The 26040-nt window shown below is 72.3% G+C and carries 21 protein-coding genes and 1 pseudogene; 13 read left to right on the top strand and 9 right to left on the bottom strand.

Features of this window, described 5'->3' with window-relative positions; translation table 11 throughout:
* Positions 1–9 precede the first annotated feature (9 nt).
* On the top strand, positions 10–903 hold the full coding sequence (locus A3Q37_RS14555) for a diacylglycerol kinase (RefSeq protein WP_065483810.1): 894 nt from the start codon (positions 10–12) through the stop codon (positions 901–903).
* A gap of 81 nt (positions 904–984) precedes the next feature.
* Positions 985–3825 carry an RNA helicase gene (locus tag A3Q37_RS14560; protein ID WP_065483813.1) on the top strand — a complete coding sequence of 947 codons (2841 nt, stop codon included), beginning with the start codon at positions 985–987 and terminating at the stop codon, positions 3823–3825.
* A 275-nt stretch (positions 3826–4100) separates the two neighbouring features.
* Here A3Q37_RS14560 and A3Q37_RS14565 read toward each other — a convergent pair whose 3' ends face one another.
* Both A3Q37_RS14565 and A3Q37_RS14570 read right to left on the bottom strand, forming a co-directional pair.
* The gene (locus A3Q37_RS14565) at positions 4101–4538 is read right to left on the bottom strand and encodes an SPW repeat protein (RefSeq protein ID WP_065483816.1); all 438 of its coding nucleotides are present in this window, start codon (positions 4536–4538) and stop codon (positions 4101–4103) included.
* 152 nt (positions 4539–4690) lie between these two features.
* Positions 4691–5335 (bottom strand): annotated as a pseudogene (locus A3Q37_RS14570) (fasciclin domain-containing protein); the annotation flags it as partial.
* A gap of 221 nt (positions 5336–5556) precedes the next feature.
* Here A3Q37_RS14570 and A3Q37_RS14575 point away from each other — a divergent pair.
* Genes A3Q37_RS14575 through A3Q37_RS14595 form a run of 5 tightly spaced genes read left to right on the top strand, consistent with a single transcriptional unit; the run spans position 5557 to position 10964 of the window.
* Positions 5557–6831, top strand: a complete 1275-nt coding sequence (locus A3Q37_RS14575; protein ID WP_065483820.1) for an NAD(P)/FAD-dependent oxidoreductase — start codon at positions 5557–5559, stop codon at positions 6829–6831.
* Complete coding sequence (locus tag A3Q37_RS14580; RefSeq protein WP_065483823.1) at positions 6828–7553, top strand: DUF1365 domain-containing protein; 726 nt, start codon at positions 6828–6830, stop codon at positions 7551–7553. Before A3Q37_RS14575 ends, A3Q37_RS14580 begins: the two co-directional genes overlap by 4 nt.
* Positions 7550–8815 (top strand): cyclopropane-fatty-acyl-phospholipid synthase family protein, encoded by a 1266-nt coding sequence (locus tag A3Q37_RS14585; RefSeq protein WP_065483826.1) that lies wholly within the window; start codon positions 7550–7552, stop codon positions 8813–8815. Before A3Q37_RS14580 ends, A3Q37_RS14585 begins: the two co-directional genes overlap by 4 nt.
* A complete protein-coding gene (locus A3Q37_RS14590) occupies positions 8812–10164 on the top strand; it encodes a cyclopropane-fatty-acyl-phospholipid synthase family protein (protein WP_065483829.1) in 1353 nt (450 codons plus the stop codon). The genes A3Q37_RS14585 and A3Q37_RS14590 overlap by 4 nt, the downstream gene beginning before the upstream one ends.
* Positions 10161–10964 (top strand): DUF1295 domain-containing protein, encoded by an 804-nt coding sequence (locus A3Q37_RS14595; RefSeq protein ID WP_065483832.1) that lies wholly within the window; start codon positions 10161–10163, stop codon positions 10962–10964. The genes A3Q37_RS14590 and A3Q37_RS14595 overlap by 4 nt, the downstream gene beginning before the upstream one ends.
* A 60-nt stretch (positions 10965–11024) precedes the next feature.
* Here the strand turns inward: A3Q37_RS14595 and A3Q37_RS14600 are convergent, their stop codons facing one another.
* The 5 genes from A3Q37_RS14600 to A3Q37_RS14620 form a co-directional block, all read right to left on the bottom strand.
* Positions 11025–12395, bottom strand: coding sequence for a deoxyribodipyrimidine photo-lyase (locus tag A3Q37_RS14600; RefSeq protein ID WP_065483835.1), 1371 nt, complete (start codon positions 12393–12395; stop codon positions 11025–11027).
* Between the two features lie 58 nt (positions 12396–12453).
* Positions 12454–13206, bottom strand: coding sequence for an anti-sigma factor domain-containing protein (locus A3Q37_RS14605; protein ID WP_065483838.1), 753 nt, complete (start codon positions 13204–13206; stop codon positions 12454–12456).
* Positions 13203–13787 carry a sigma-70 family RNA polymerase sigma factor gene (locus tag A3Q37_RS14610; protein ID WP_030712278.1) on the bottom strand — a complete coding sequence of 195 codons (585 nt, stop codon included), beginning with the start codon at positions 13785–13787 and terminating at the stop codon, positions 13203–13205. Before A3Q37_RS14610 ends, A3Q37_RS14605 begins: the two co-directional genes overlap by 4 nt.
* 384 nt (positions 13788–14171) lie before the next feature.
* A complete protein-coding gene (locus A3Q37_RS14615) occupies positions 14172–15023 on the bottom strand; it encodes a siderophore-interacting protein (protein ID WP_065483841.1) in 852 nt (283 codons plus the stop codon).
* 70 nt (positions 15024–15093) lie between these two features.
* The gene (locus tag A3Q37_RS14620) at positions 15094–16002 is read right to left on the bottom strand and encodes a 5'-3' exonuclease (protein WP_065484154.1); all 909 of its coding nucleotides are present in this window, start codon (positions 16000–16002) and stop codon (positions 15094–15096) included.
* A 260-nt stretch (positions 16003–16262) separates the two neighbouring features.
* On the opposite strand from A3Q37_RS14620, the gene A3Q37_RS14625 reads away from it, so the two are divergent.
* The 4 genes from A3Q37_RS14625 (at position 16263) to A3Q37_RS14640 (ending at position 21468) form a co-directional block, all read left to right on the top strand.
* Positions 16263–17405, top strand: a complete 1143-nt coding sequence (locus A3Q37_RS14625; protein WP_079137795.1) for a glycine betaine/L-proline ABC transporter ATP-binding protein — start codon at positions 16263–16265, stop codon at positions 17403–17405.
* A complete protein-coding gene (locus tag A3Q37_RS14630; protein WP_065483847.1) occupies positions 17398–20019 on the top strand; it encodes an ABC transporter permease/substrate binding protein in 2622 nt (873 codons plus the stop codon). The genes A3Q37_RS14625 and A3Q37_RS14630 overlap by 8 nt, the downstream gene beginning before the upstream one ends.
* Before the next feature lie 169 nt (positions 20020–20188).
* Complete coding sequence (locus A3Q37_RS14635; protein WP_065483850.1) at positions 20189–20734, top strand: helix-turn-helix domain-containing protein; 546 nt, start codon at positions 20189–20191, stop codon at positions 20732–20734.
* Between the two features lie 23 nt (positions 20735–20757).
* Positions 20758–21468 carry a helical backbone metal receptor gene (locus A3Q37_RS14640; protein ID WP_065484157.1) on the top strand — a complete coding sequence of 237 codons (711 nt, stop codon included), beginning with the start codon at positions 20758–20760 and terminating at the stop codon, positions 21466–21468.
* Here the strand turns inward: A3Q37_RS14640 and A3Q37_RS14645 are convergent.
* The gene (locus tag A3Q37_RS14645) at positions 21407–22594 is read right to left on the bottom strand and encodes a TDT family transporter (RefSeq protein ID WP_065483853.1); all 1188 of its coding nucleotides are present in this window, start codon (positions 22592–22594) and stop codon (positions 21407–21409) included. The two genes, A3Q37_RS14640 and A3Q37_RS14645, sit on opposite strands and share 62 nt — an antisense overlap.
* 70 nt (positions 22595–22664) lie before the next feature.
* Between A3Q37_RS14645 and A3Q37_RS14650 the strand changes: the two genes are divergently transcribed.
* On the top strand, positions 22665–23600 hold the full coding sequence (locus A3Q37_RS14650) for a LysR family transcriptional regulator (protein WP_065483860.1): 936 nt from the start codon (positions 22665–22667) through the stop codon (positions 23598–23600).
* A gap of 73 nt (positions 23601–23673) precedes the next feature.
* Positions 23674–24702 carry a DUF2510 domain-containing protein gene (locus A3Q37_RS14655; protein ID WP_065483865.1) on the top strand — a complete coding sequence of 343 codons (1029 nt, stop codon included), beginning with the start codon at positions 23674–23676 and terminating at the stop codon, positions 24700–24702.
* Between the two features lie 17 nt (positions 24703–24719).
* Here the strand turns inward: A3Q37_RS14655 and A3Q37_RS14660 are convergent, their stop codons facing one another.
* The gene (locus A3Q37_RS14660; RefSeq protein ID WP_065483868.1) at positions 24720–25922 is read right to left on the bottom strand and encodes an amino acid deaminase/aldolase; all 1203 of its coding nucleotides are present in this window, start codon (positions 25920–25922) and stop codon (positions 24720–24722) included.
* Between the last annotated feature and the right edge of the window lie 118 nt (positions 25923–26040).

Raw genomic sequence — 26040 nt, forward strand, 5'->3', positions numbered from 1 at the left:
GTCCGGCGGGTGACCAGCGAGATCACCCTCTTCGTCAATCCCACCGCGGGACGCGGCCGGGGCGCGCACGCCGCGCAGCCGGCCGCTTCCGCGTTGCGGGACGCCGGATTCTCCGTCCGTACGGTGCTGGGCGAGGACGCCGACGACGCCCTGCGCCGGGCCCGCGAGGCCGTCGCGGCCGGGACCGGGGCACTCATAGCCGTGGGCGGGGACGGGCTGATGTCCCTCGCCCTCCAGGCTGTCGCCGGGACCGCCACCCCGCTCGGGGTCGTCGCCGTCGGTACCGGCAACGACTTCGCCCGCGCCCTGGGGCTGCCGATCCGCGACCCGGCCGCCGCCGGACGGCTGGCCGCGCGGGCCCTCAAGGACGGCGGCCACCGCGAGATCGACCTGGGCCGGGTCGGGGACCGCTGGTTCGGCACCGTCCTCGCCTCCGGCTTCGACTCCCGGGTCAACGACCGGGGCAACCGGATGCGCCTCGTCGGCGGCCGGTTCAAGTACGACCTCGCGATCCTCGCCGAACTGGCCGCCTTCAAGCCGATCCCGTACCGGATCCGGCTCGACGGGGGAGAGGCCACCGAGATCGAGGCCACCCTCATCGCGGTGGGGAACGGGACCACGTACGGCGGAGGCATGCGGATCTGCGCCGACGCCGAGATGGACGACGGGCTCTTCGATGTGACCGTGGTCGGCGAGTGCACCCGCACCGAGCTGCTCAAGGTCTTCCCGAAGGTCTACAAGGGCACACATCTGAGCCACCCCGCCGTCACCGTGCACCGGGTCTCCTCGATCGAGCTGGCGGCGGCCGGGATCACGGCGTACGCGGACGGCGAACCGATGGGCGCGCTGCCGCTCGCCGCCACCTGCGTACCGGGGGCCGTACGCGTGCTCACCGGGCCCTGACCGAGGGCCGGCCGGTCGAAGCCCAAGGGGATTTAAAGATCGGGCTGACTGTCGGAGGCGACGGGTAGGCTCGTAGCCAAGATGACAGAGGACCTCTCACCAGCTGAGCGATACCAGGCATCCCGCGCCCGTGCGGCCGAGATGGCGACGGCCCTCGGGCCTTTCCGGGAGATGTACGAGTTCGGCCTGGACCCGTTCCAGATCGAGGCCTGCCAGGCCCTGGAGGCGGGCAAGGGGGTGCTGGTCGCGGCCCCCACCGGGTCGGGCAAGACGATCGTCGGCGAGTTCGCCGTGCACCTGGCCCTGGAGCAGGGCCGCAAATGCTTCTACACCACGCCGATCAAGGCGCTCTCGAACCAGAAGTACGCCGACCTGGTGAAGCGGTACGGCGCGGACAAGGTCGGTCTGCTGACCGGCGACAACAGCGTCAACTCCGAGGCGCCGGTGGTCGTGATGACCACCGAGGTCCTGCGGAACATGCTGTACGCGGGCTCCCAGTCGCTGTCCGGGCTCGGCTATGTGGTCATGGACGAGGTGCACTACCTCTCCGACCGCTTCCGGGGCGCGGTGTGGGAGGAAGTGATCATTCACCTCCCGGAGTCGGTGACCCTGGTCTCCCTGTCGGCCACCGTGTCCAACGCGGAGGAGTTCGGCGACTGGCTGGACACCGTGCGCGGCGACACCGAGGTGATCGTCTCCGAGCACCGGCCCGTGCCGCTGTGGCAGCACGTGATGGCCGGGCGCCGGATGTACGACCTCTTCGAGGAGGGGACCGACCACGGGGGCCGGGGCGCCGGACGCCGCGAGGTCAACCCGGACCTGGTCCGGCTCGCCCGCCAGGAGAGCCAGAACACCTACAACCCGCGTGACCGCCGCCGGGGCAAGATGGTGCGCGAGGCCGACCGGGAGCGCGAGCGGCGCCAGCGCGGCCGGATCTGGACGCCCGGCAGGCCCGAGGTCATCGAGCGGCTGGACAACGAGGGGCTGCTCCCCGCGATCACGTTCATCTTCAGCCGGGCCGGCTGCGAGGCCGCCGTCCAGCAGTGTCTGTACGCCGGACTCCGGCTCAACGACGAGGACAACCGCCGGCTGGTCCGCGAGATCGTCGAGGAGCGGACCGCGTCCATCCCCGGCGAGGACCTGCACGTCCTGGGCTACTACGAATGGCTCGAAGGCCTGGAGCGGGGCATCGCCGCGCATCACGCGGGCATGCTGCCGACGTTCAAGGAGGTCGTCGAGGAGCTGTTCGTCAAGGGCCTGGTGAAGGCCGTCTTCGCCACCGAGACCCTGGCGCTCGGCATCAACATGCCCGCGCGCTCGGTGGTGCTGGAGAAGCTCGTCAAGTGGAACGGCGAGCAGCACGCCGACATCACCCCCGGCGAGTACACCCAGCTCACCGGCCGGGCCGGACGCCGCGGCATCGACGTCGAGGGCCATGCGGTGGTCCTCTGGCAGCGCGGCCTGGACCCGACGGCGCTGGCCGGCCTCGCGGGCACGCGTACGTATCCGCTGCGCTCCAGCTTCCGCCCCTCGTACAACATGGCGGTCAACCTGGTGCAGCAGTTCGGGCGGCACCGGTCGCGGGAACTGCTGGAGACCTCGTTCGCCCAGTTCCAGGCCGACAAGTCCGTTGTCGGGATCTCCCGGCAGGTGCAGCGCAACGAGGAGGGCCTGGAGGGCTACAAGGAGGGCATGACCTGCCACCTCGGGGACTTCGAGGAGTACGCGCGGCTGCGCCGCGACCTCAAGGACCGCGAGACGGAGCTGGCCAAGCAGGGCGCGGCGCAGCGGCGGGCGGCGGCGGCCTCGTCCCTGGAGAAGCTGAAGCCGGGCGATGTCATCCATGTCCCGACGGGGAAGTTCGCGGGGCTCGCGCTGGTGCTGGACCCGGGGCTGCCCGCCGGGCGGGCCAACGGGCACCGCGGGTTCGACCACCACGACGGGCCGCGGCCGCTGGTGCTGACAGCCGAGCGGCAGGTGAAGCGGCTGGCTTCGATGGACTTCCCGGTGCCGGTGGAGGCGCTGGACCGGATGCGCGTTCCGAAGTCGTTCAACCCGCGCTCGCCGCAGTCCCGGCGCGATCTGGCCTCCGCGCTGCGGTCCAAGGCCGGGCACATTGTGCCCGACCGGCACCGCAAGGGGCGGGCGCCGGCCGCCGACGACCGCGAGATCGCCCGGCTGCGGGCCGAGCTGCGCGCGCACCCCTGCCACGGGTGCGACGAGCGGGAGGACCACGCGCGGTGGGCCGAGCGCTACCACCGGCTCCAGCGGGACACCCGGCAGCTGGAGAAGCGGATCGAGGGGCGGACGAACACGATCGCCCGGACCTTCGACCGGATCGTCGCGCTCCTCACCGAGCTGGACTACCTCCGGGGCAACGAGGTCACCGCGAACGGGCGGCGGCTGGCCCGGCTGTACGGGGAGCTGGACCTGCTCGCCAGCGAGTGTCTGCGCGAGGGGGTCTGGGAAGGGCTCAACCCCGCTGAACTGGCTGCTTGCGTCTCGGCGTTGGTCTATGAGGCGCGGCAGGCCGATGACGCGGTCGCGCCGAAGCTGCCGTCCGGGCCTGCCAAGGTCGCCATGGGCGAGATGGTGCGGATCTGGGGGCGGCTGGATGCCCTGGAGGAGGACTTCAAGATCAACCAGACGGAAGGGGTCGGGCAGCGCGAGCCCGATCTCGGTTTCGCCTGGGCGGTCTACATGTGGGCCTCCGGCCGGACGCTGGACGAGGTGCTGCGCGAGGCGGAGATGCCGGCGGGGGACTTCGTGCGGTGGTGCAAGCAGGTGATCGATGTGCTGGGGCAGGTGGCCGCGGCGGCGCCTCGGGAGGCGGGGGAGGGAGCCTCCGGCGTGGCGAAGAGTGCGCGTAAGGCGGTGGATGCGGTGTTGCGGGGGGTGGTGGCGTACAGCTCGGTGGGGTGAGCGGAGGGTGGTGCCGGGTGGGGGTGCGGGTGCGGGGCGCCTGCGGCGGGCCTGTTCCCCTACCCGCCCCTTCCCGAAACCGGGGCGCTGCCCCGGACCCCGCTCCTCAAACGCCGGAGGGGCTGGGTGGGTGGGGCTCCGCCCCGGGCCCCGCTCCTCAAGCGCCGGAGGGGCTGGAAGGGCCGGAGGGGCTGGAAGGGTGGGGCTCCCGCCCCGGGCCCGCTCCTCAAGCGCCGGAGGGGCTGGAAGTGGGGCCGGGGGCGGTTGTGCCGGTCTTACGTGCTGCGGGTTCTGGCCGTTGCTCCCGCGCAGACCATGCCCAGCAGTACCGTCAGTCCGCCGACGATGATGTTGTTGATCACGATTCCGGCGTCCGGGCTGTTGCCCACCACCCAGGTCGACACGATGATCCACGCCCCGATGGCGCACATCGCCCAGCTCAGGCCGTACATGCGCTCGGGCATCACGGTGAAGCCGAGAGCCAGTACCGCGATGGCGATACCCATCACCAGGTTGTGCGTGACCAGGGCCGGCTGGTTCGCCGTGAAGTGGAGCACCCACGGGGAAACGGCGCAGTAGAGGCCGACGAGGAACACCGGCGCGTCCACCAGCGCCACATCGCGGCCGCCCATCACGCGGTCGTACCGCGCACGCATTTCGGAGGCGTCGGGGTGACCCGACAAGTCACTCCTCGCGTGTGAGACGTTGCTCATGAGATTTCGTCTCCTTCGGTCCTGCGGGCCCTGCCGCTGTGCGGATGGATGCGGCAGGCGCCCCTACCTCCATAGTGCGCTTATCCAGCGCTTATGTGTACATTTCGGGCGGATTTTTCCCGGGTACGACGAGGGGCGGGCAGCCGCGGTGCACGCGGCTGCCTCAGGACCGTGTCGACGATGTAGACCGTCGCGTTGGCGGTCGGGACATTGCCGCAGACGACCTTCGAGGAGTCGTTCACGGTGTACTCCGTGCCCGAGCCGGCCGTCGTCAGCCTGCTCTTCTCCAGGGTGTCGAAGGACCCCTTCTCCAGCTGCTGCGGCGTCAGCTTCTCGCCCACCACGTGGTAGGTCAGCACCTTGGTGAGCTCGGCCTTGTCGGCCAGCAGCGCGTCCAGGTCGGCCTTCGGGATCTTCGCGAAGGCGTCGTTGGTCGGGGCGAACACCGTGATGTTCTCCGCGTTGTTGAGCGTGTCCACCAGGCCCGCCTGCTTCACGGCGGCCACCAGCGTCGACAGCTCCTTGTTGTTCGAGGCGGCCGTGGCGACCGGGTCCTTCGCCATGCCGTCGAACGAGCCCGCGCCTTCCTTCGGCACCGATGAACAGGCCGGTCCGAACGGCTCGTTCATCGTCGCCGAGTCGTCGGCCGAGGGGCTCGCCGGCGCGGACGAGCTGGGCGTGGAGCCGGCCGCCGAGTCCTTGGAGGAGTCGTCCGACGAGCAGGCGGTCAGCGTCAGCGGCAGCACGGCCGCTGCGGACACGGCGACGGCTGCGCGGCGGAAGAGGAGCGTGTTCATGGCGTTTCTCCTGGATCGGAAGAGTCGTGCGGAGAGCGGTTTGTTCTGACACAGGGGGTTCGGCGCCGGGGCGGTCGGTGGATTGGTCGCAGGCTCTTCATTCACTCGTTCGGAGCAGATGCGGTGATCGACCAATCCGTTCGTCCTCCGGCCACGAATGCCACGTGAGGGGCGCTCCAGGGGCGCTCCGACCAGGCGGGGAAGGACCGGAGGGAGCCGGAATGGCAGGGGAACGGCGGCGTACGGCCGTGGTGGGAGCAGGGGTGGCGGGACTGACCGCCGCCCACGTTCTCCGCGACGCCCACGAGGTGACGCTGTACGAGGCCGACGACCGCGTCGGCGGCCACGCCCACACCCACGAGCTGGGCGCGTCCGACGGCCGGGTGCACCGCGTCGACTCCGGGTTCATCGTGCACAACCGGCGGACCTACCCCCACCTGCTGCGGCTCTTCGACGAACTCGGCGTCGCCACCCAGGAGTCCGAGATGTCGATGTCCGTACGGTGCGAGGGGTGCGGACTGGAGTACGCCGGGGCGCGTGGGCCCGCCGGGCTGTTCGCGCAGCCGCGTTCCGCCGTGCGCGGCCCCTATCTGCGGATGCTCGCCGAGGTGCCGCGCTTCCACCGTGCCGCCCGGGCCCTCCTGGAGCTGCCGGAGGGTGCGACGAGCGGCATGACGCTGGGGGAGTTCGCCCGGCGCGGCCGCTTCTCGCCGTACTTCCACGCCCACTTCCTCACCCCCATGGTCTCCGCCGTCTGGTCCTGCGACCCGGTCACCGCCCTGCGCTATCCCGCGCGCTATCTGTTCCGGTTCCTCGACCACCACGGCATGCTCACCATCGGCGGCTCCCCGGTCTGGCGCACCGTCACCGGCGGGTCCCGCGCCTACGTCGACCTCGTCGTCAAGCAGCTCGCCGCCGTGCACACCGCGACCCCGGTCCGGGCCGTCACCCGGCACACGGACGGCGTCGACATCACCACCGAGGACGGCACGACCACCCCGTACGACTCCGTGGTCATCGCCACCCACCCCGACCAGGCGCTGCGACTGCTCGCCGACCCGACCGACGCCGAGCGCGGCACACTCGGCGCGTTCCGGTACTCCCGCAACCCGACCCTGCTGCACACGGACACCACGCTGCTGCCGCGCGCCCGAGGGGCCAGGGCCTCCTGGAACTACCTGATGCCCTCGTGCGCCGCCGACGCCGACCGGGTGACCGTCAGCTACGACATGAACCGGCTCCAGCGGCTCGGCGCCCCGGACACCTTCGTCGTCACCCTGAACGGCGCCGACCGCGTCGATCCGGAGAGCGTTCGTGCCCGCATGGTCTACGAGCATCCCGTCTACACCCCCGAGTCGGTCGCGGCCCAGAGCCGGCTGCCCGGTCTGTCCGGTCCCGTCACCGCCTACGCGGGGGCCTACCACGGCTGGGGCTTCCACGAGGACGGCTGCCGTTCGGGGGCCGCGGCCGCCGCCGCACTGGGGGTGACCTGGTGAGCGCCCTCTACCCGTGCACGATCACGCACGTACGGAACCGGCCCACGAAGTACGCGTTCCGGCACCGGACCTATCTGTGGCTGATCGACCCCGACCGGCCGCCCCGGCTGCCGCGCGCCCTGCGGCCGCTGGCCCGGTTCGACGCCCGTGACCACTTCGGCGGCACCGCCCCCACCATCCGGGCCGGTCTCGAACGCTTCCTGCGGGCCCGGGGCGTGGAGCTGGGCGACGACGGCACCGTCACCATGCTCACCCAGGCCCGGGTGTTCGGATACGTCTTCAACCCGATCACCGTCTACTGGTGCCACCGCGCCGACGGCAGTCCCCTCTGCGTCGTCGCCGAGGTGCACAACACGTACGGCGGACGGCACGGCTACCTTCTGCGCCCCGACGGGAAGGACCGAGCCGTGACGGGCAAGGAGTTCTACGTCTCGCCGTTCTTCCCCGTGGACGGCGGCTACCGGATGCGGCTGCCCGAGCCCGGCTGCCGGCTCGACCTGAGCGTCCATCTGGAGCGCGACGGCGGCCGCCCGTTCACCGCGACCGTCCGCGGAGGGCGCCGGCCTGCCACCCCCCGGGAGCTGGTGCGCCTCGCCCTGCGCCACCCCCTCTCCACCGTCCTCGTCTCCGCCGCGATCCGCCTGCACGGCGTCCGGCTGTATCTGCGCGGGCTCCCCGTGCAGCCCCGTCCCCCGCACCGCACACAGGAAGGCATGCAGTGACCGCTCCCACCTCGGCGCTGCCGGCAGAGCACACCCCCGGGACCGACCCGGAACGCTGGCCCGACATCGTCACCCTGCCCCGGGTCTCCCGCGCCCGGACCGCCGTCGCCGAACGCATCGTCCGCCGCGCGCTCGGCCGGCTCCCCCTGCGCGCCCGGCTCGCGGGCCGGGACGACATCGGCCTCGGCGGGCCGCTCATGGACATCCGCGACCCCGACGCCTTCTTCCGGCGGATCGGCGCGAGCGGACTCATCGGCTTCGGCGAGTCCTACATGGCCGGCGAGTGGGACGCGCCCGACCTCGTCGCCGTGCTGACGGTCCTCGCCGACAACGCCGCCGGTCTCGTCCCCCGGCCGCTGCAACGCCTGCGCCGCGTCTGGCAGCTGCGCAGGCCCGCCGCCCAGCTGAACACCCCCGAGGGCTCCCGGGACAACATCAGCCACCACTACGACCTGTCCAACGAGCTGTTCGCCCTCTTCCTCGACGAGACGCTCTCCTACTCCTCCGCCGTCTTCCGCGGCTTCCCCGCCGACCACGACCTGCTGCCCGCCGCCCAGCACCGCAAGATCGACCGGCTGCTCGACGCCGCCGGGGTCACCGACGGCACCCGCCTCCTGGAGATCGGCACCGGCTGGGGCGAACTGGCCCTCCGCGCGGCTGCCCGGGGCGCCCGGGTCACCACCGTCACCCTCTCCGCCGAACAGCGCGAACTGGCCCGGGCCCGCATCCGCGAAGCCGGTTTCGAGAACCACGTCGAGGTGCTGCTGAGCGACTACCGCCAGGTCACCGGCGACTACGACGCCATCGTCAGCGTCGAGATGGTCGAGGCGGTCGGCGAGGAGTTCTGGCCGGTCTACTTCGAGACCCTGGACCGGCTGCTCGCCCCCGGCGGCCGGATCGCCCTCCAGGCCATCACCATGCCCGACGACCGGCTGCGCGCCAGCCGCTCCACGTACACCTGGATCCAGAAGTACATCTTCCCCGGCGGACTGCTGCCCTCCACCGAGGCCGTCGAGCGCATCACCACCGGGCACACCCGGCTGCGCACCACCCAGCGCATCCGGTTCGGCGCGCACTACGCCGAGACGCTCCGGCTGTGGCGCGAGAAGTTCACCGAGCGGGCCGCCGAGGTCGACGCCCTCGGCTTCGACGCCGTCTTCCGCCGGATGTGGACCTTCTACCTCGCCTACTCCGAAGCGGGCTTCCGCTCCGGCTATCTCGACGTACAGCAACTGCTGCTGACCCGTGAGGAGACCGCGTGACCACCTCCGCCACCAGGCCGCCCGCCCGGCGCACCCCGACCGGGGCCGCCCAGCGCGTCGAACCGCTCATCGAGCGGTTCCTCGGCGGCGGACTGCCGGTCCGGGTACGGATGTGGGACGGCAGCGAGACCGGACCCCGCGACGCGCCCACCGTCCATGTGCGGACCCGCAGAGCCCTGCGCCGCCTGCTGTGGGAGCCGGGCGAACTCGGCCTCGCCGAGGCCTACATCACCGGCGACATCGACCTCGACGCCGATCTCGGCGACGGGCTGCGCGCCATGCGCCGCGCCGTACGCGAACGCGGCCTCACCGCGCCCGCGCCCGCCCTCGCCGACCGCGTCAAGGCGGCCGGCCTCGCCCTGCGCCTCGGCGCGGTCGGCCCCCGGCCACCGGTGCCCGCTGCCCGCGCGGGACTGCGCGGGGAGCTGCACAGCAAGGCCCGCGACCGGGCGGCGATCAGCCACCACTACGACCTGTCCAACGCCTTCTACGCCCTGCTCCTCGACGAGACGATGGCGTACTCCTGCGGCTACTGGACCAGTGACGCCCCCGGCTACGGCCCGGCCGACGCCCAGCGCGACAAGCTGGAGCTGATCTGCCGCAAGCTCGGACTGCGGCCCGGCGCCCGGCTGCTGGACATCGGCTGCGGCTGGGGTTCGCTGACCCTGTACGCCGCCGAGCGCCACGGCGTCCGCGTCACCGCCGTCACCCTCGCCGCCGAACAGGCCGCGTACGTACGGCAGCAGGTCGAAAGCCGGGGACTCGGCGATCTCGTCGAGGTACTGAACATCGACTACCGGGACATCGCGGAGCGGCCCGGGACCCGGGGCGCGTACGACGCCGTCTCCACCGTCGAGATGGGCGAGCACGTCGGGGACGCCGAGTATCCGGCGTTCACCCGCATCCTGCACGACTCCCTGCGGCCGCGCGGACGGGTGCTCGTCCAGCAGATGTCACGCGGCGCGACCGCCCCCGGCGGCGGCGCGTTCATCGAGTCCTACATCGCCCCCGACATGCACATGCGGCCGCTCGGCGAGACCGTCGCCCTGCTGGAAGGGGCCGGCTTGGAGGTGCGGGACGTCGAGTCGCTGCGCGAGCACTACGTACGGACCGTGGAGGCGTGGCGGCGCACGCTGGAGGAGCGCTGGGCGGAGTTCGTCGCCATGGTGGGGGAGGAGACCGCGCGGGTGTGGCGGCTCTATCTCGTCGGTGGCGCGCTCGCGTTCGAGGAACGGCGGATGGGCGTCGACCAGATCCTGTCCGTACGCCCCGACCCGGCCGGATCCGCCGCGATGCCCGCCACCCGGCGTGACTGGTATGCACCGGGCGGTCCTGAGGAGCAGCGGTGAGCGGCTTCGCCTGGGCCGCGTTCGCGAGCGGGCTCGCGGGCGCGGCCGTCGCCGCCCTCGGCGTCATGCTCGTCACCTTCGCCGTCGCCCTGAAGAAGGGCGTGCACCGGATCGTCGACGTCGCCTGGGGCATCGGGTTCGCCGTCGTCGCCCTGGTCTCCTACGGGCTCTCGGCGGGCGAGGGCGACGACGCCCGCCGACTGCTCGTCACCGCGCTGACCGTGATCTGGGGGCTGCGCCTCGCGATCCACATCGGGCGGCGGGGGAGAGGCCACGGGGAGGACCCGCGTTACGCGAAGATGCTGGCCAAGGCCCCCGGTAACCCCCAGCTGTACGCCCTGCGCAAGGTGTATCTGCTCCAGGGCGCGCTGGTCTGGCTCGTCTCGCTCCCGGTGCAGGCCGCCCAGTACCTCACCGCGCCCCTGGCGTGGTGGGCCTGGGCGGGGGTGCTGCTGTGGGCGGTCGGGCTGGCCTTCGAGGCGATCGGTGACGCCCAGCTCGCCCGGTTCAAGGCCGACCCCGCCAACCAGGGGAAGATCATGGACCGGGGGCTGTGGTCCTGGACCCGCCATCCGAACTACTTCGGCGACTTCTGCGTCTGGTGGGGCCTGTTCCTCTTCGTCTGCCAGGCTCCGGCCGCCGCTGCCGCGACCGTCGTCGCCCCGCTGGTGATGAGCTTCCTGCTGACCAAGGGCAGTGGCGCGGCCCTGCTGGAGCGTCATATGGCCGACCGGCCGGGGTTTGACGCCTATGTGGCCCGGACGAGCGGCTTCTTCCCGCGGCCGCCGCGTCGCGTGTGAGTACCCGGAAGGGCCTGCTCCGCAGCCGCGCGGAACAGGCCCTTCCGGGGGGCGTACGGGTCAGTCCAGGCCGCGTGCGCGTTCGAAGCGGGACCGTGCCTCGGCCAGGTCCACCACCGGGTCGGGATAGTCGATGCCCGCCCGGTCCAGGCCCTCCAGCTTCCAGGGTTCGTGGATCGCGGGCCCCTCCACCTCCGCCAGCTCCGGCACCCACCGCCGTACGTAAGCGCCGTCCGGGTCGAAGCGCTTGCCCTGGATCACCGGGTTGAGCACCCGGTTGGGCCGGGTGTCCGTGCCGGTGCCCGCCACCCACTGCCAGTTGAGCTGATTGTTCGCCACGTCCCCGTCGACCAGCAGATCCAGGAAGTGCCGGGCGCCCACCCGCCAGTCCACGTACAGCGTCTTCGTGAGGAAGCTCGCGGCCAGCATCCGGCCCCGGTTGTGCATCCAGCCCTCGTGCGCGAGCTGCCGCATCGCCGCGTCCACCAGCGGATAGCCCGTCCGCCCGGACTTCCAGGCCGCGATCTCGTCCTCGTCGGAGCGCCAGCGGTCGTGGCGCGGCCGGTAGTCGGACCAGGAGGCGTCGGGCCGGGCCGCGAGGACCTGGTGGTGGAAGTCGCGCCAGGCCAGCTGCCGGACGAACGCCTCGCCGCCGGGGCCGCCCTTCTCCCGTGCCCGGTTGGCCAGTTCGGCGGCGGAGACCGTACCGAAGTGCAGATGCGGGGAGAGCCGGGACGTCGCGTCGCCGGCCAGGTCGTCGTGGCCGTCCTCGTAGTCGGCCATGGGGCCGTGCAGCCAGGACGTCACCAGCTTGCGGCCCGCCTGCTCGCCGCCCCGCGCGAGACCGGGGGAGACGTTTTTGGCCGTGTCCCGGTCCGGGAGCGTGTCGCCGGACACGCCGTCCGGCACCCGGACCGTGCGGGGAGCGGCCAGTGTGCCCCGTACTCCCTCCGCCTCCCAACGGCGGAAGTACGGGGTGAACACCGCGAAGTGGTCCTTGCCGCCCGTCGGGACCACCCGGCCCGGGGCGAGCGCGGTGACCACCGCGTCATGGACGCGCAGCTCGCAGCCGGTGCCCGCGAGGGCCTCCCGGACGCGTTCCTCGCGCTGGGCCGCGTACCCGCTGACCCCGGCGGCGATGTGCACGGAGCCCGCCCCGGTCTCCTCGACGACCCGTTTCACCTCACGGGCACTCTCGCCCCGGCGGACGATCAGTCTGCCGCCGCGGTCACGGAGTCCGGCGTCCAGGTCCGCCAGGCAGTCCGCGAGGAACGCCAGCCGGTTGGGCGCGTCGAACCCGGCCCGGTGGACGGCGTCGTCCCGCACGAACAGCGGGACGACCTCGTCCGCGTCCCGCAGGGCGGCACGCAGCACCGGATGGTCGTGCAGACGCAGGTCGGAGGTGAACAGCACCACCGCGACACTACTCATGGAACGTGTGCTCCCTTGCGGTACTCGTGGGGGAAACGCGGTACTTGTGGGGGAAACGTCAGGCGGTCGGGAAGTCCATCAGCGCCACCGGATCCGAGGTCGGTTCGGCGGAGCCGCCCGCGGGCTCGACCGTGATGCCCATCCCGGACGCCCGGTCCACCGGCCCGTCCAGCAGGACCGCGTCGTCGCTCGCCTTCGGGTCCATCAGTCCGGCCGAGCGCATCGTGCCCTCGTCGTTGAACCAGAGCTGGTAGACCTTGCCGCTCGGCGGCCGTTCCATGCCGGAGGCCAGGAACACCGCGCGGTTCTGGCTCTGCGAGACGACGACGGTGCCGCGTGCGCCGCCCGTCAGCTCGCCCGACGAGGTCTTCGCGTCCGGGGCGGAGAGCACGCGCGCCAGCTGCTCGTTCTGCCGCTGCGCCTGGTTCGCCTCCTGCCGCGCGTCCTGCGCCAGCTGGTTCTGCCAGACCGCGACCCCGCCGAACGCGGCGGCCGCCGCGACGCAGGCGGCGAGCGCGTAGGCGTACCACCGTCCGGTGCGCCCCCGGCCGCCGGTCCGTTCACGTCTGCCGTGCGCCGGAGCCTCCTGGCGTACGGTCGTGATCTCCCGCAGCACCCGCTCGCGCAGCGCGCGCGGAGGGGTCTCGGCGACGGCGAGACCGAGCCGGGCGGCGGTGGCCGACAGCTCCCGCACCTCCTGGGCGCAGGCCTCGCAGTCCTCCAAGTGCCGTTCGAACGCCCGCTGTTCGGACTCGGGCAGCGCATGCAGGGCGTAGGCCCCGGTCAGCGTGTGCAGTTCGGCCGTGCTCATGCGCTCACCCCCAGGCAGTCGCGCAGCCGGATGAGGCCGTCGCGGAGTCGTGTCTTGATGGTGCCCAGCGGCACGGAGAGGAGTTCGGAGACCTCACGGTAGGTCAGGCCCCGGTAGTAGGCGAGGGTCACCGACTCCCGTTGCAGTTCGGACAGGGTGCGCATGCAGCGCCGTACCTGCTCTCTCTCCAGCCGGGTCTCGACCTGTTCGGACACCTCGTCGAAGGCGGGCGTCCGCTCCAGCAGAGCCGCCTTGTGCTCCCGGGCGGCGGCCGCCTCGGCCGAGCGGACCCGGTCGACGGCCCGGTGGTGGGCCAGGGTCAGCACCCAGTTCATCGCGCTGCCCCGGGAGGCCTGGAAGCGGGGCGCGGTGCGCCACACCTCCACCAGCACCTCCTGCGCCACCTCCTCCGACTGGGCCGGGTCGCGCAGCACGCTGCGGACCAGGCCGAGCACGGGCCCGCTCACCGCGTCGTACACCGAGGCGAACGCGTCCTGGTCGCCCCGCGCGACCCGCACCAGGAGCTCCTGGAGATCGGGACCGGGCGAGGGCACCCCACTGATGTGTACGGCTTCCTTCACGCGGGTTTCCTCCCGGGGCGATCGTCGGTTCCGGAAGTGATTCGGAGCCGGCGGCCGTGCGGATTGGTCGGATGTCCGCGATCTTCGCAGACCGGCCCCGGGAGGACGCGCGACGCAGCCGGCGAGCGTTTCGCGCCGCTGCCGGAGCCGGACGGCGCGGAGGGTTCCGGCGACGCGGGGGGTTCCAGCGGTGCGGAGGCGGGCGCTCCGGGCGTCTGAAGCCGGGTCCGGCCGCCGGGCCGCGCCCCGACCGAACGGACCCCGTCCGCCGCGATGCGCGGCGGACGGGGTCCGGGGGTGTACGTCGAGCGCCGAGCGGCCGGGTGTGCGGGCCGCCGCGAGGTCGGGCTACCCGGGCCAACCGGGCGGCCCGGCCCTCAGCCGCTACGCGGCGGACGGGCCGCCTTCCTGCTCCCGTTCCACCTGTTCGTTCCACTCGCGCTTCACCGCGCGCCACGCGTCGTCGTTCTGGCCGAGGCGCCAGTAGCCCGAGATCGACAGCTGCGGCAGCGGGATCTGCCGTTCCATGCGCAGGTAGCGGCGGATCTCCTTCACGAAGCCCGCCTCGCCGTGCACGAACGCCTGGACCTGGCCCTCGGGGAAGTCCAGGCCCTTCACGGCGGCGGTCAGCAGCTCGCCGACGGGGCGGTCGCCCCGGTGCAGCCAGGTCACGGCCACCCCGTCGGGCGTCACGATCTTCTGCTCCTCCGAGGCGTCCGGCACCTCGACGAAGGCGTGCACCAGCGCGCCCACGGGCATCTGCTCCAGGGCCGCCGCGATCGCCGGCAGCGCGCTCTCGTCGCCGACCAGCAGGTGCCAGTCCGCCGAGGCGTCGGGGCCGTAGCCGCCGCCGGGGCCGAGGAAGGTCACCTGCTCGCCCACCTGGGCGCGCTGCGCCCACGGACCCGCCAGGCCCTCGTCGCCGTGCACGACGAAGTCGACGGCCATCTCCCGGGCGACCGGGTCCCACGAACGTACCGTGTACGTACGGGTGGTGGGCCACAGCTCGCGCGGGTAGGACTCCCGGATGGCCGCCATGTCGAACGGGTGCGCGTAGTCCGCGCCCTCGGGCGCGAAGCACAGCTTGATGTAGTGGTCGGTGAAGCCGGAGAGGGAGAAGTCCGCGAGCCCTTCACCGCCGAGGACCACCCGCACCATGTGCGGGGTGATCTGCTCGGTGCGCACGACCTGCGCCCCCTGGGCCTTGGGTCCCTGCCGGGCCGGCCGCTCTGCCACGAGGTACTCCCTGGTTCGAAGACTTAGGTATGCCTAAGTTAACACCTCGGCCGGAGCCCCGGTCGACCCCTCAGCGCTGAAGGACCGTCAGCAGACGCTGGATCGCCCCGCCCAGCCCCCACTGCTCCGCCAGCGCCTCCAGGGCGGCCGGATCGCGCGGCTCGCGCGGCAGCGCCGGATCGAAGTCCGGCAGGGGCACGTCCCCGGCCACCCGGACCACCTTCGGCGCCACGGCGACATAGGCGCGCGACTCGTCCAGCCGCTTGCGCTGCGACGGGGTCAGCTTCGCCTTCGGGTCGTCCACCGCCGCCATGATCCCGTCGAGATCGCCGTACGCGTCCAGCAGCTTCGCCGCCGTCTTCTCGCCGATGCCGGGCACGCCCGGCAGCCCGTCGCTCGGGTCGCCGCGCAGCAGCGCCAGATCCACGTACCCCGCGCCGTCCACGCCGTACTTCTCGCGCAGCCACGCCTCGTCGGTCACCTGGAGCGTGCCGACGCCCTTGAGCGGGTAGAGCACGCGCACCTGGCGGGCGTCGTCGACCAGCTGATACAGATCCCGGTCGCCGGTGACGATGTCGACCGGGCCCTTCGCCCGCGCCGTGAGCGTGCCGATGACGTCGTCCGCCTCGTACGGCGTGACGCCGACCCGGGCGATCCCGAGCGCCGCCAGCACGTCCTCGATGATCGGGACCTGCGGGGACAGCGTGTCGGGGATCTCCTCCTCGTCCGTCTGCCCGGCGGGCGTCTCCTCGGCGACCCGGTGCGCCTTGTACGTCGGGATCAGGTCGACCCGCCACTGCGGACGCCAGTCGTTGTCCCAGCAGGCGACCAGCTCGTCCGGCCGGTGGTCGAGCACCAGGCGGCCGATGAAGTCGAGAAGGCCGCGCACGGCGTTCACCGGCGTCCCGTCCGGCGCGCGCACCGAATCGGGCACCCCGAAGTAGGCGCGGAAGTACAGGGAGGCGGTGTCGAGGAGCATCAGGCGTCGCGTCACAGACCCGATGATGCCCCACGGCACCGACAGTCGCTCCCAGTAACCGCTTGCCCGCGCTCCGTCGCAGGTCAGTGACGTGGGTCACGGTCGCGTTTGGGTCGCGTAAGTGCGGGCAGGCGCGCCACCGGAGCGGACCACGTCGCATTTTCAACTAGTGCATGTGCCACGCGGACAGAGCCCGCATCGCTCCACGGTCTGCCGGAGGGGGTGGCAGACCGTTTTTCGGTTCAACGCGTGAGGTGTATGTGTCCAGGCTCCAGGCCGAGCACTTGTACAAAGTGTTCGGCAGACGACCCGATGAAGCCGTGCGGAAGCTGGAGAGCGGCGCGGACCGCGAAGAGCTGCGCGCCGACGGCACGACCGCAGCGGTGATCGACGCCTCGTTCACCGTCGAGCCGGGCCAGATCTTCGTCGTCATGGGGTTGTCCGGCTCGGGCAAGTCCACCCTGCTGCGGATGCTCAACGGTCTCCTCGACCCCACCGCGGGCCGGGTCCTCTTCGACGGCCAGGATCTGACCGCCCTGAGCCCCCGCGAGCTGCGCCAGGTGCGCTCCACCAAGATCAGCATGGTGTTCCAGCACTTCGCGCTCTTCCCCCACCGGAGCGTCCTGGAGAACGCCGCGTACGGCCTGGAGGTCCAGGGCGTCTCGCGCGAGGAGCGCGAGGTGCGCGCCGCCGAGGCGCTGCGGCTCACCGGACTCGAAGGCTGGGAGAAGTCCTGGCCCGACGAGCTGTCCGGCGGTATGCAGCAGCGCGTGGGCCTCGCCCGCGCCCTGGCCACCGACGCCGACCTGCTCCTCATGGACGAGTCCTTCAGCGCGCTCGACCCGCTGATCCGCCGTGACATGCAGGACCAGCTCCTGGAGCTCCAGAAGCGGCTGAAGAAGACCATCGTCTTCATCACCCACGACCTGAACGAGGCCATGCGCCTGGGCGACCGGATCGCCGTCATGCGCGACGGGAAGATCGTCCAGCTCGGCAGCGCCGAGGACATCCTCGTCACCCCGGCCAACGACTACGTCGCCTCCTTCACCCAGGACGTCGACCGCTCCCGCGTGCTCACCGCCGGCGCGATCATGGCCGAGCCGCACACCGTGATGGGCGGCAAGGCCGCGGACGGCACGGAACTGCGCACCCCGCAGGACGTGCTCGCCGCCGCCCCCGCCACGGTCGCGGAGTCCACGCCGATCATCGACCTGTTCACGCCCTGCTCGCAGAGCCCGGACCCGGTCGCCGTGACCGACGCCAAGGGCAAGCTCGTCGGCGTCGTCCCCGGCTCCCGGCTGCTCGCCGTCCTCGGCGAGCCGATGACCCCGGCCGAGGCCCCGCGCGACGCAGAGTCCGCAGGCGCTGCCGGTACCGACGTGAAGAAGGTGGCCGGTGTTTAGGCTCCCCCTCGGCGAATGGGTCGACTCCGCCGTCGACTGGCTCCAGACCCACCTCGTCTGGCTCTTCGACGCCATCAGCTCGATCGTCAGCGGCATGTTCGACGGCATAGCCGCCGTCCTGTCCGCCCCCGCCCCGCTGCTGTTCGCGGGCATCGTCGCCGTCATCGCCTGGTGGCTGCGCGGCCTGCCCGCCGCCCTGCTCACCTTCGTCGGATTCGCCCTCATCGACTCCGTCGAACTGTGGGACGAGGCGATGGACACCCTCACCCTGGTGCTCGTCGCGACCCTCGTCACCCTGGTCATCGCCGTACCGCTGGGCATCTGGGCCTCCCGGTCCAGGACGGTCAGCGCGGTGGTCCGCCCGGTCCTGGACTTCATGCAGACCATGCCCGCCATGGTCTACCTGATCCCCGGCGTCATCTTCTTCGGCGTCGGCGTGGTCCCCGGCATCATCGCCACGATCATCTTCGCGCTGCCCCCGGGCGTCCGGATGACCGAACTCGGCATCCGCCAGGTCGACGGCGAGCTCGTCGAGGCGGCCGAGGCCTTCGGCACCACCTCGCGCAACACCCTGCTGCGCGTCCAGCTGCCCCTCGCCCTGCCCACGATCATGGCCGGTATCAACCAGGTCATCATGCTCGGCCTGTCCATGGTCGTCATCGCGGGCATGGTCGGCGGCGGCGGCCTCGGCGGCTCCGTCTACCGCGCCATCGGCAACGTCGACGTCGGCCTCGGCTTCGAGGCGGGCATCTCCATCGTCATCCTCGCCATGTACCTGGACCGGATGACCGGCGCACTCGGCACCGTGGTCTCCCCGCTGGGCCGCCGCGCGGTCGTCAAGGCCCGCGCGATGGCCGAGGGCTGGAAGATCTGGACCTACCGCCCGCAGCCCGTCGTCGCGGTCGCCGCCATCGTCGCCCTCGCCCTGGTAGCCGGTGGCATGAGCGTCTTCGGCGGCTCCAAGGACGACACCGCGGGCAAGAACGCGCAGATCGGCGACGGCAAGAAGATCTCCATCGGCTACATCCCGTGGGACGAGGGCATCGCCTCCACGTTCCTCTGGAAGGAGATGCTGGAGCAGCGCGGCTTCGAGGTCGACGTCAAGCAGTACGAGGCCGGCGCGCTGTACACCGGCATGGCCAACGGGCAGATCGACTTCCAGACCGACTCCTGGCTGCCGGTCACCCACGCCAGCTACTGGAAGAAGTACCAGGACCGCCTGGAGGACATGGGCTCCTGGTACGCCCCCACCTCCCTTGAGCTGGCCGTCCCGGCGTACATGAAGGACGTCACGTCGATGGAGGACCTGAAGGGCCGGGCCTCCGAGTTCAAGGGCCGCATCGTCGGCATCGAGCCGAGCGCCGGTGAGATGGGCCTGCTCAAGGACAAGCTTCTGCCGGGCTACGGCCTGGACAAGGAGTACAAGCTCATCGACGGCTCCACGCCGTCCATGCTGGCCGAGCTGAAGCGCGCGTACGCCAAGAAGGAACCGATCGTCGTTCCGCTCTGGTCGCCGCACTGGGCCTACAACGACTTCGACCTCACCAAGCTCAAGGACCCCAAGGGTCTGTGGGGCAAGGGCGACGGCATCCACACCCTGGCGCGCAAGGGCTTCTCGCAGGAGAACCCCGAGGTCGCCCAGTGGCTGAAGAGCTTCAAGATGACCGAGGAGCAGCTCACCAGCCTGGAGGCCGAGATCCAGAAGGCCGGCTCGGGCAAGGAGCAGGAGGCCGTCCGCACCTGGCTGAAGGACAACCCGGGCGTCGCCGACAAGTGGTCCCCGGTCCCGAAGGACGCCAAGGCCGCCGGCGGCAAGGACGAGCGTGACCGCGCGCTGGAGGTCGCCTGGTTCCCCTGGGAGGAGGACATCGCCGCCACGTACCTGTGGAAGGCGGTCCTGGAGGAGCGCGGCTACAAGATCAACCTCAAGCAGTTCGAGATCGGCCCGATGTACGCGGCGATGTCGCGCGGTCAGATCGACGTCCAGTTCGACGGCTGGCTGCCGTACACCCAGAAGAATTACTGGGACAAGTACAAGGACAAGCTGACGAACATCGGCTCCTGGTACGGGCCGACCTCCGTGGAGATCGCGGTCCCCGACTACGTCAAGGACGTCACGTCGCTGGAGGACCTGAAGGGCAAGGGCTCCGACTTCAAGGGGCGGATCGTCGGTATCGAGCCCGGCACCGCCGTCATGGAGAACCTCAAGGAGAACGTCCTGCCGAAGTACGGCCTGGACGGCGAGTACAAGGTCGTCGACTCCTCGACGCCCGGCATGCTGGCCGAGCTGAAGCGCGCGTACGCCAAGAAGGAGCCCATCGCCGTCCTGCTGTGGACCCCGCACTGGTCGTACAACGAGTACAAGCTCACCAAGCTGAAGGACCCGCAGAAGGTGTTCGGTGACGGCGACCGGCTGCACACCATCGCCTCCAAGGAGTTCCCGGAGCAGTACCCGCAGCTGACGAAGTGGTTCAAGGACTTCAAGCTCACCGAGAAGCAGCTCGGCGGACTGGAGAACGAGATCCAGAAGCGCGGCGCGGGCCACGAGGAGGAAGCCGTGAAGGCCTGGATGGGTGACAACCCGGGCATCGCGGACACCATGGCGCCCCGGTAGGAGCCCACGGGCACCGGAGCACAGTTCGGAAAAAGGGGTGGCCCCGTCTTCGGGCGGGGCCACCCCTTTTTCCGGCTGCCCGGAGGTCGTTTTCCGGACGTCGTGCGCAACCATGTGCGTAAGGTGCTGACAACCGCGAGGATGGGCGGGTGCGGGAGGGAGCTCGGACATGGACGACAAGGACACACCGCGGGTGGGCGCCGCCGTCCGGCGTCGACGCCGAACCCTCGGCCTCACGCTGGCCGCGGTCGCCGAGCGCAGCGGGCTCTCCGTGCCCTTCCTCAGCCAGATCGAGAACGAACGGGCCCGCCCCAGCGCCCGCTCCCTCGACCGGGTCGCCGAAGCGCTGGAGACCACCACCAAGAAGCTCCACGCCGCCGCCGACTCCGCCCGCGCCGTGGACGTCGTCCGGGGCGAGGAGGGCGAGGGCGTACGCCGTCTGGTGCGCGGCCGCCATCAGCTCAGCGCCCTGGAGTTCTCCGGCGAACCGGATCTCGGCCGCGAGTTCCAGCACCGCAACGACGAGCTGATGTACGTCGTCGCGGGCGCCGTCGACGTCGAGGCGGAGGGCCAGGTGTACCGGCTGGAGAGCGGCGACACCCTGTTCCTCTCCGGCGGGGTCCGCCACCGCTGGCGCGCCACCGTGCCGAACACCCGGCTCCTGGTCGTCTCGGTGGCCGAGCACATCGACGCCACCTTCGACTCGCGCCGCTGAGCGTCCCGGAGGCCGGAGTGCCCGTGCGTGTCGTCTCCCTGGTCCCCTCGCTCACCGAGGCCGTCGCCGTAACCGCGACCGGGCTGCTCGTCGGCGTCACCGACTGGTGCACCCACCCCGCGGACCTCGCCGCCGCCCGGATCGGCGGTACGAAGAACCCCGACGTGGCCGCGATCGCCGCCCTCGCGCCCGACCTCGTGATCGCCAACGAGGAGGAGAACCGCGCCCCCGACCTCGACGCGCTCCGGGCCGCCGGGCTCGACGTCCTGGTCACCGAGGTCCGCACCCTGGACCAGGCCCTCACCGAACTCCACCGCGTCCTCGTCGACGGCTGCGGGCTCGCCCGGCCCGCCTGGCTGGACGAGGCGGAGGCCGCCTGGGCCGCCCTGCCCGCGCCCCCGAAGAACCCCCGCCCCGCCGTCGTACCGATCTGGCGCCGGCCCTGGATGGTGCTCGGGCGCGACACCTTCGCCGGAGACCTCCTGGCCCGCCTCGGCGTCCGCAATGTGTACGCCGACCACCCCGAGCGCTACCCGCGCATCCCCGTCGACGAGCTGAACGCCTCCGGGGCCGAGCTGGTCGTGCTGCCCGACGAGCCCTACCGCTTCACCGCCGACGACGGGCCCGAGGCCTTCCCCGCCCTGCCCGCCGCACTCGTCGACGGGCGGCTGCTCACGTGGTACGGGCCGTCGCTGGCCGAGGCGGCACGGGTGCTGCCGTCAGCGCTCCGCTGAGCAGCCCGCGCACCGTCCCCGTCCCGGCCGCCGCCCACGCCACGACCAGGAACACGTACAGGGCCACCGCCAGCCAGGTCAGCGCGTCCAGGCCGGTGTGCCGGGCCAGACCCGCCGCCCCCGTCACACACGTACCGACGGGGAAGGTGAACGCCCACCACGTCATCGCGAACCCCATCCCGTTCCGCGCGGCCCGCACCACCATCGCGGCCGCCAGGGCCAGCCACAGCAGCGCGAAGCCCAGCACCGGCACCCCGTACAGCACGGCGAACGCGCCGAACGCCGAGGCGTAGGGGCCCGCGACCGCCCCCGGCGCGGCATCGGCCAGCTGGTTGACGGCGGTCGTCGACTGGCCGAGCGGCCCCAGCACCAGAAACAGCGTCGGGGTCAGCGCGAGCGGCAGCGGACCGTGGTGGACCAGCCGCGAGAAGACCAGCGGCAGCACCACCAGCGTCGCCAGCAACGACAGCCCGAACATCGCGTAGCAGGCCAGCAGCAGCGCCTCACGCCCCTGCCCGGCCCCGAGGTGCGGCACCAGCAGCGCGCCCTGCGAGGCCGACACCATCGGGGCGACCAGCGGCAGCAGCCAGACCGGCGACGCGGTCCCGGGCGCGGGGCGGTGGCGTACGACCATGAGATACGGCACCACGACGGCGGCGGCCAGCCCCACCGCCGTACCCGCCGCGAACAGCACCACGTCCACCGCGAGCGCCGCCCGCGCGCCCACCACATCCACGCCCACCGTCAGGGTGGCCCCGCCGACGGCCATCAGCGCCATCGACAGACAGCCGTAGAACGGGGCGACCGCCGGGTCCAGGAGATGGGCGCGGGCCTGGTCGCGGTGGTGGATCCAGTGCCCGGCCCGCGCGGCGAGGACGGCCAGGAGCAGCACGGCCGACAGCGCCCACACCAGCGTGCAGGCCGCGCGCAGCCCGGGAACGTCCACCGGGAGGGCCGCGCCGGCGGACGCGACGATCGCGGTGCCCATCACGCTCGCGTACCAGTTCGGACCGATGTGCCGCAGGGAGGGCAGCCGCCGTACGCCCGGCCGGTCGTCCGCTCTCCGCGGGGGAAGAGCGACGTGAAGGGGCGGTTCGGCGGTCCGGGTCTGCGGAAAGATGGCCATGCCACGATTCTTGGCGGCGGGGTCCCCGCCCGCCAGGGACCCCGTTCCTATGAGGTCATAAGCTGGCTTGATGACCGGCGACGACGTGCACGCACCCCGTATCCCCCTCGCCCACCGGGTCCCCGACCTGGGGGCGCTGGAGCTGCTGCTCGCCGTCGCCCGGCACGGCAGCCTCGGCCGGGCCGCCCGGGACGTCGGTATCACCCAGCCCGCCGCCTCCAGCCGCGTCCGGTCCATGGAGCGGCAGCTCGGCGTCACCCTGCTGGACCGTTCCCCGCGCGGCTCCCGGCTCACCGACGCGGGCGCGCTGGTCACCGACTGGGCGCGCCGGGTCGTCGAGGCGGCCGAGGCGTTCGACGCGGGCACGCAGGCGCTGCGCGACCGCCGGGACTCCCGGCTGCGGGTCGCCGCCAGCATGACGATCGCCGAGTACCTGCTGCCCGGCTGGCTCATCGCGCTGCGCGCCGAGCGCCCGGACACGGCGGTCTCGCTGCTCGTCGGCAACTCGGCGGCCGTCGCCCGCCGCCTGGTCACCGGCGAGGCCGACCTCGGCTTCGTCGAGGGCCTGTCGATTCCGGAGGGCCTCGACGGCACCGTCATCGCCCACGACCGCCTCGTCGTCGTGGTCGCCCCCACCCACCCCTGGGCCCGCCGCCGCACCCCGCTGCTCCCCGGCGAACTCGCCGCCACCCCGCTGATCCTGCGCGAACACGGCTCCGGCACCCGTCAGGTCCTGGACGCCGCGCTCGCCGTGCACGGCGGCCTCGCCCAGCCGCTGCTGGAACTCTCCTCCACCACGGCGGTCAAGGGCGCGGCGGCGAGCGGGGCCGGCCCGTGCGTCCTGAGCGAACTGGCCCTGGGCGAGGAGCTGTCCTCCCGCCGCCTCGTGAAGGTCCCGGTCGCGGGCGTACGGCTGCGCCGCCAGCTGCGCGCCGTCTGGCCCGGCGGCCACCGCCCGACCGGCCCCGCCCGCGATCTGCTGTCGTTGACGGGCCGCGACGGCTGAATCCGGCCTAGGGCCGATTTATGAACGCGGGGAACCCCGCGACCGTGTCGGAGCCGGGTTTTAGAGTGTGCGCATGAGTAACGCGACGCCGCCCGGCTGGTATCCGGACACGGGCGCACCCGGCCTGGAGCGCTGGTGGGACGGCACGGCCTGGACCGCGCACACCCGCCCGCTCGCCGCCGACGGGTCCGCACCGCACCAGCCGCCCACCCCGGCGCAGTTCGGTCCGGCGCAGCCCGGCCCGGCCGGGTTCGGCCCGGCGGAGGCGGCTTCGGGGGAGTTCGGCCCGGCCGGGTTCGGCCCGCCGTCGCTGCCGCTTCCGCATCAGCGCGGCCCGCACGACGGATCCGGCGGCGGCAACCGGACGAAGATCCTGGCGGTCACGCTCTCCGGCGTACTGGTCCTGGGCGCGGCCGTCACCGGCGCGATCCTGCTGGGCCGCGACGAGGGCGGCACACCGGCCGGCCCGGCGACGACGACCTCGGCCCCGGCCCCCGTCACCACCCCCACGGCCTCCGACGAGCCCGACCCGGACGAGAACCCGAACCTCCTCGTCGACCAGCTCAACGGGGTCACGGTGCCGGTGCCCCAGGGCTGGGAGAAGCCGAAGAACAGCTCGTCCGACGTCCCCACCATCCGTACCGTCCAGTCCTACGACTGCCCCGGCGGCTCGTCGTTCTGCTACCACGGCACGGTCACCACCCACACCGCCCGGAGCGCCGAGACCGACCCCAAGGCCCTGGCCGAGGCCGATATCGTCACCGCCGCCGACCGGGCCTACGAGGAGGACAGCCTTGGCCGCCGCAACCACGGCGGCATCACCTCGCACAAGGTGCTCAAGGCCCAGCAGATGTCCGTGGCCGGCCGCGTCGGCTACCTGGTGCGCTGGCAGGTCACCACCGGCAAGGGGCCCGGCGGATACGTGCAGTCCCTCGCCTTCCCCTCGTCCGTGGGCAGCGGTACGCCGGTGATCGTCAGGTTCGCCTTCGACGCGGACGAGGCCGACCTGCCGCTGTCCCTGATGGACACGATCGCGCGGGGCATCCGTCCGCTCGGCGACAGCGGGACGAGCGGCGGCGTGGGCGCGTCGATCAGCCCCTGACCCCGCGCGTGCCCCGGTCAGAGGAAGGTGCGCCCCTCGCCCCGGTACGTCGGAACGCTCGCCGTGACCCGGTCGCCCTCGATCAGCCGCAGCGTGTCGAAGCGTTCGCACAGCTCCCCGGCCTTGGCGTGCCGGAACCAGACCTTGTCGCCGATCAGCAGATCGTCGGCGGGGGAGCCCAGCAGCGGCGTCTGCACCTCGCCCGCGCCCTCCTGCGGGTCGTAGCGCAGTCCCTCCGGCAGATACGGCACCGGGGAGCGGTCCGCGCCGGCCGCACCGGACGCCGGATAGCCGCCTCCGAGCACCGTCACCACGCCGACCCCGGGCCGGCGCACCACGGGCTGCGCGAACAGGGCCGCGGGCCGGGCGGTGAACGACGTGTAGTTGTCGAACAGCCGGGGCACGTAGAGCCCCGAACCGGCGGCGATCTCCGTCACCGCGCTCTCGGCCGCCGTGTGCTGCACGCTGCCGGTGCCGCCGCCGTTGACGAACTCCAGCTCCGGCGCGACCGCCCGGACCGCCCGCACCACCTCGGCCCGGCGCACCGCCAGCTCCTTGCGGGCGGCGGCCTGCATCAGCCGGATGGCCCGGGACCGCAGCGGCCGCCCGGCGACCGCGTCCCCGACCCCGGCGACATGGCCCTCGTACGCCATCAGCCCCACCAGCCGGAAGCCCGGCCTGCGCGCCACGGAGCGGGCCAGGTCGGCGAGCTGGGCGGGGGAGCGCAGCGGCGACCGCAGCGCCCCGATCCGTACCCGGCCGCCCAGCATCCGCAGCGAGGTGTCCAGCTCCAGGCAGACCCGGATCTCCTCGCGCCCACCGGCCCGGGAGGCGTCGATCAGCTCCAGCTGGGAGTGGTCGTCGACCATCACCGTCACGGCCGCGGCGAGCTTCGGATCGGCGGCCAGCTCGGCGAAGGCGCCCCGGTCGGCCGACGGATAGGCGAGCAGGACATCTTCGAACCCGGCCCGCGCCAGCCACAGCGACTCCGCCAGCGTGTACGACATGATCCCGGCGAACCCGGGCCGCGCGAGCACCCGCTCCAGCAGGGCCCGGCACCGCACCGACTTGCTCGCCACCCGGACCGGCTTCCCGGCCGCCCGCCGCACCAGATCGTCGGCGTTGGCGTCGAACGCCTCCAGATCGACGATCGCGATCGGGGCGTCGAGATGGGCGGTGGCCCGGTCGTAGCGGGTCCGGTCAGCGGCGCGGGCAGTCATGGCCGCAGCTTGCCAGAGAGCCGCTACGGCTGGGTAGGGGGACGATCGGGACAGATCCTCCACCGGCGGGGAGTCCCGTTCCCCGCGGCCCGCCCGCAGCCCGTAGAGTGACCTGCAC

The organism is Streptomyces sp. PTY087I2 (assembly GCF_001687325.1).
Classification (GTDB): domain Bacteria; phylum Actinomycetota; class Actinomycetes; order Streptomycetales; family Streptomycetaceae; genus Streptomyces.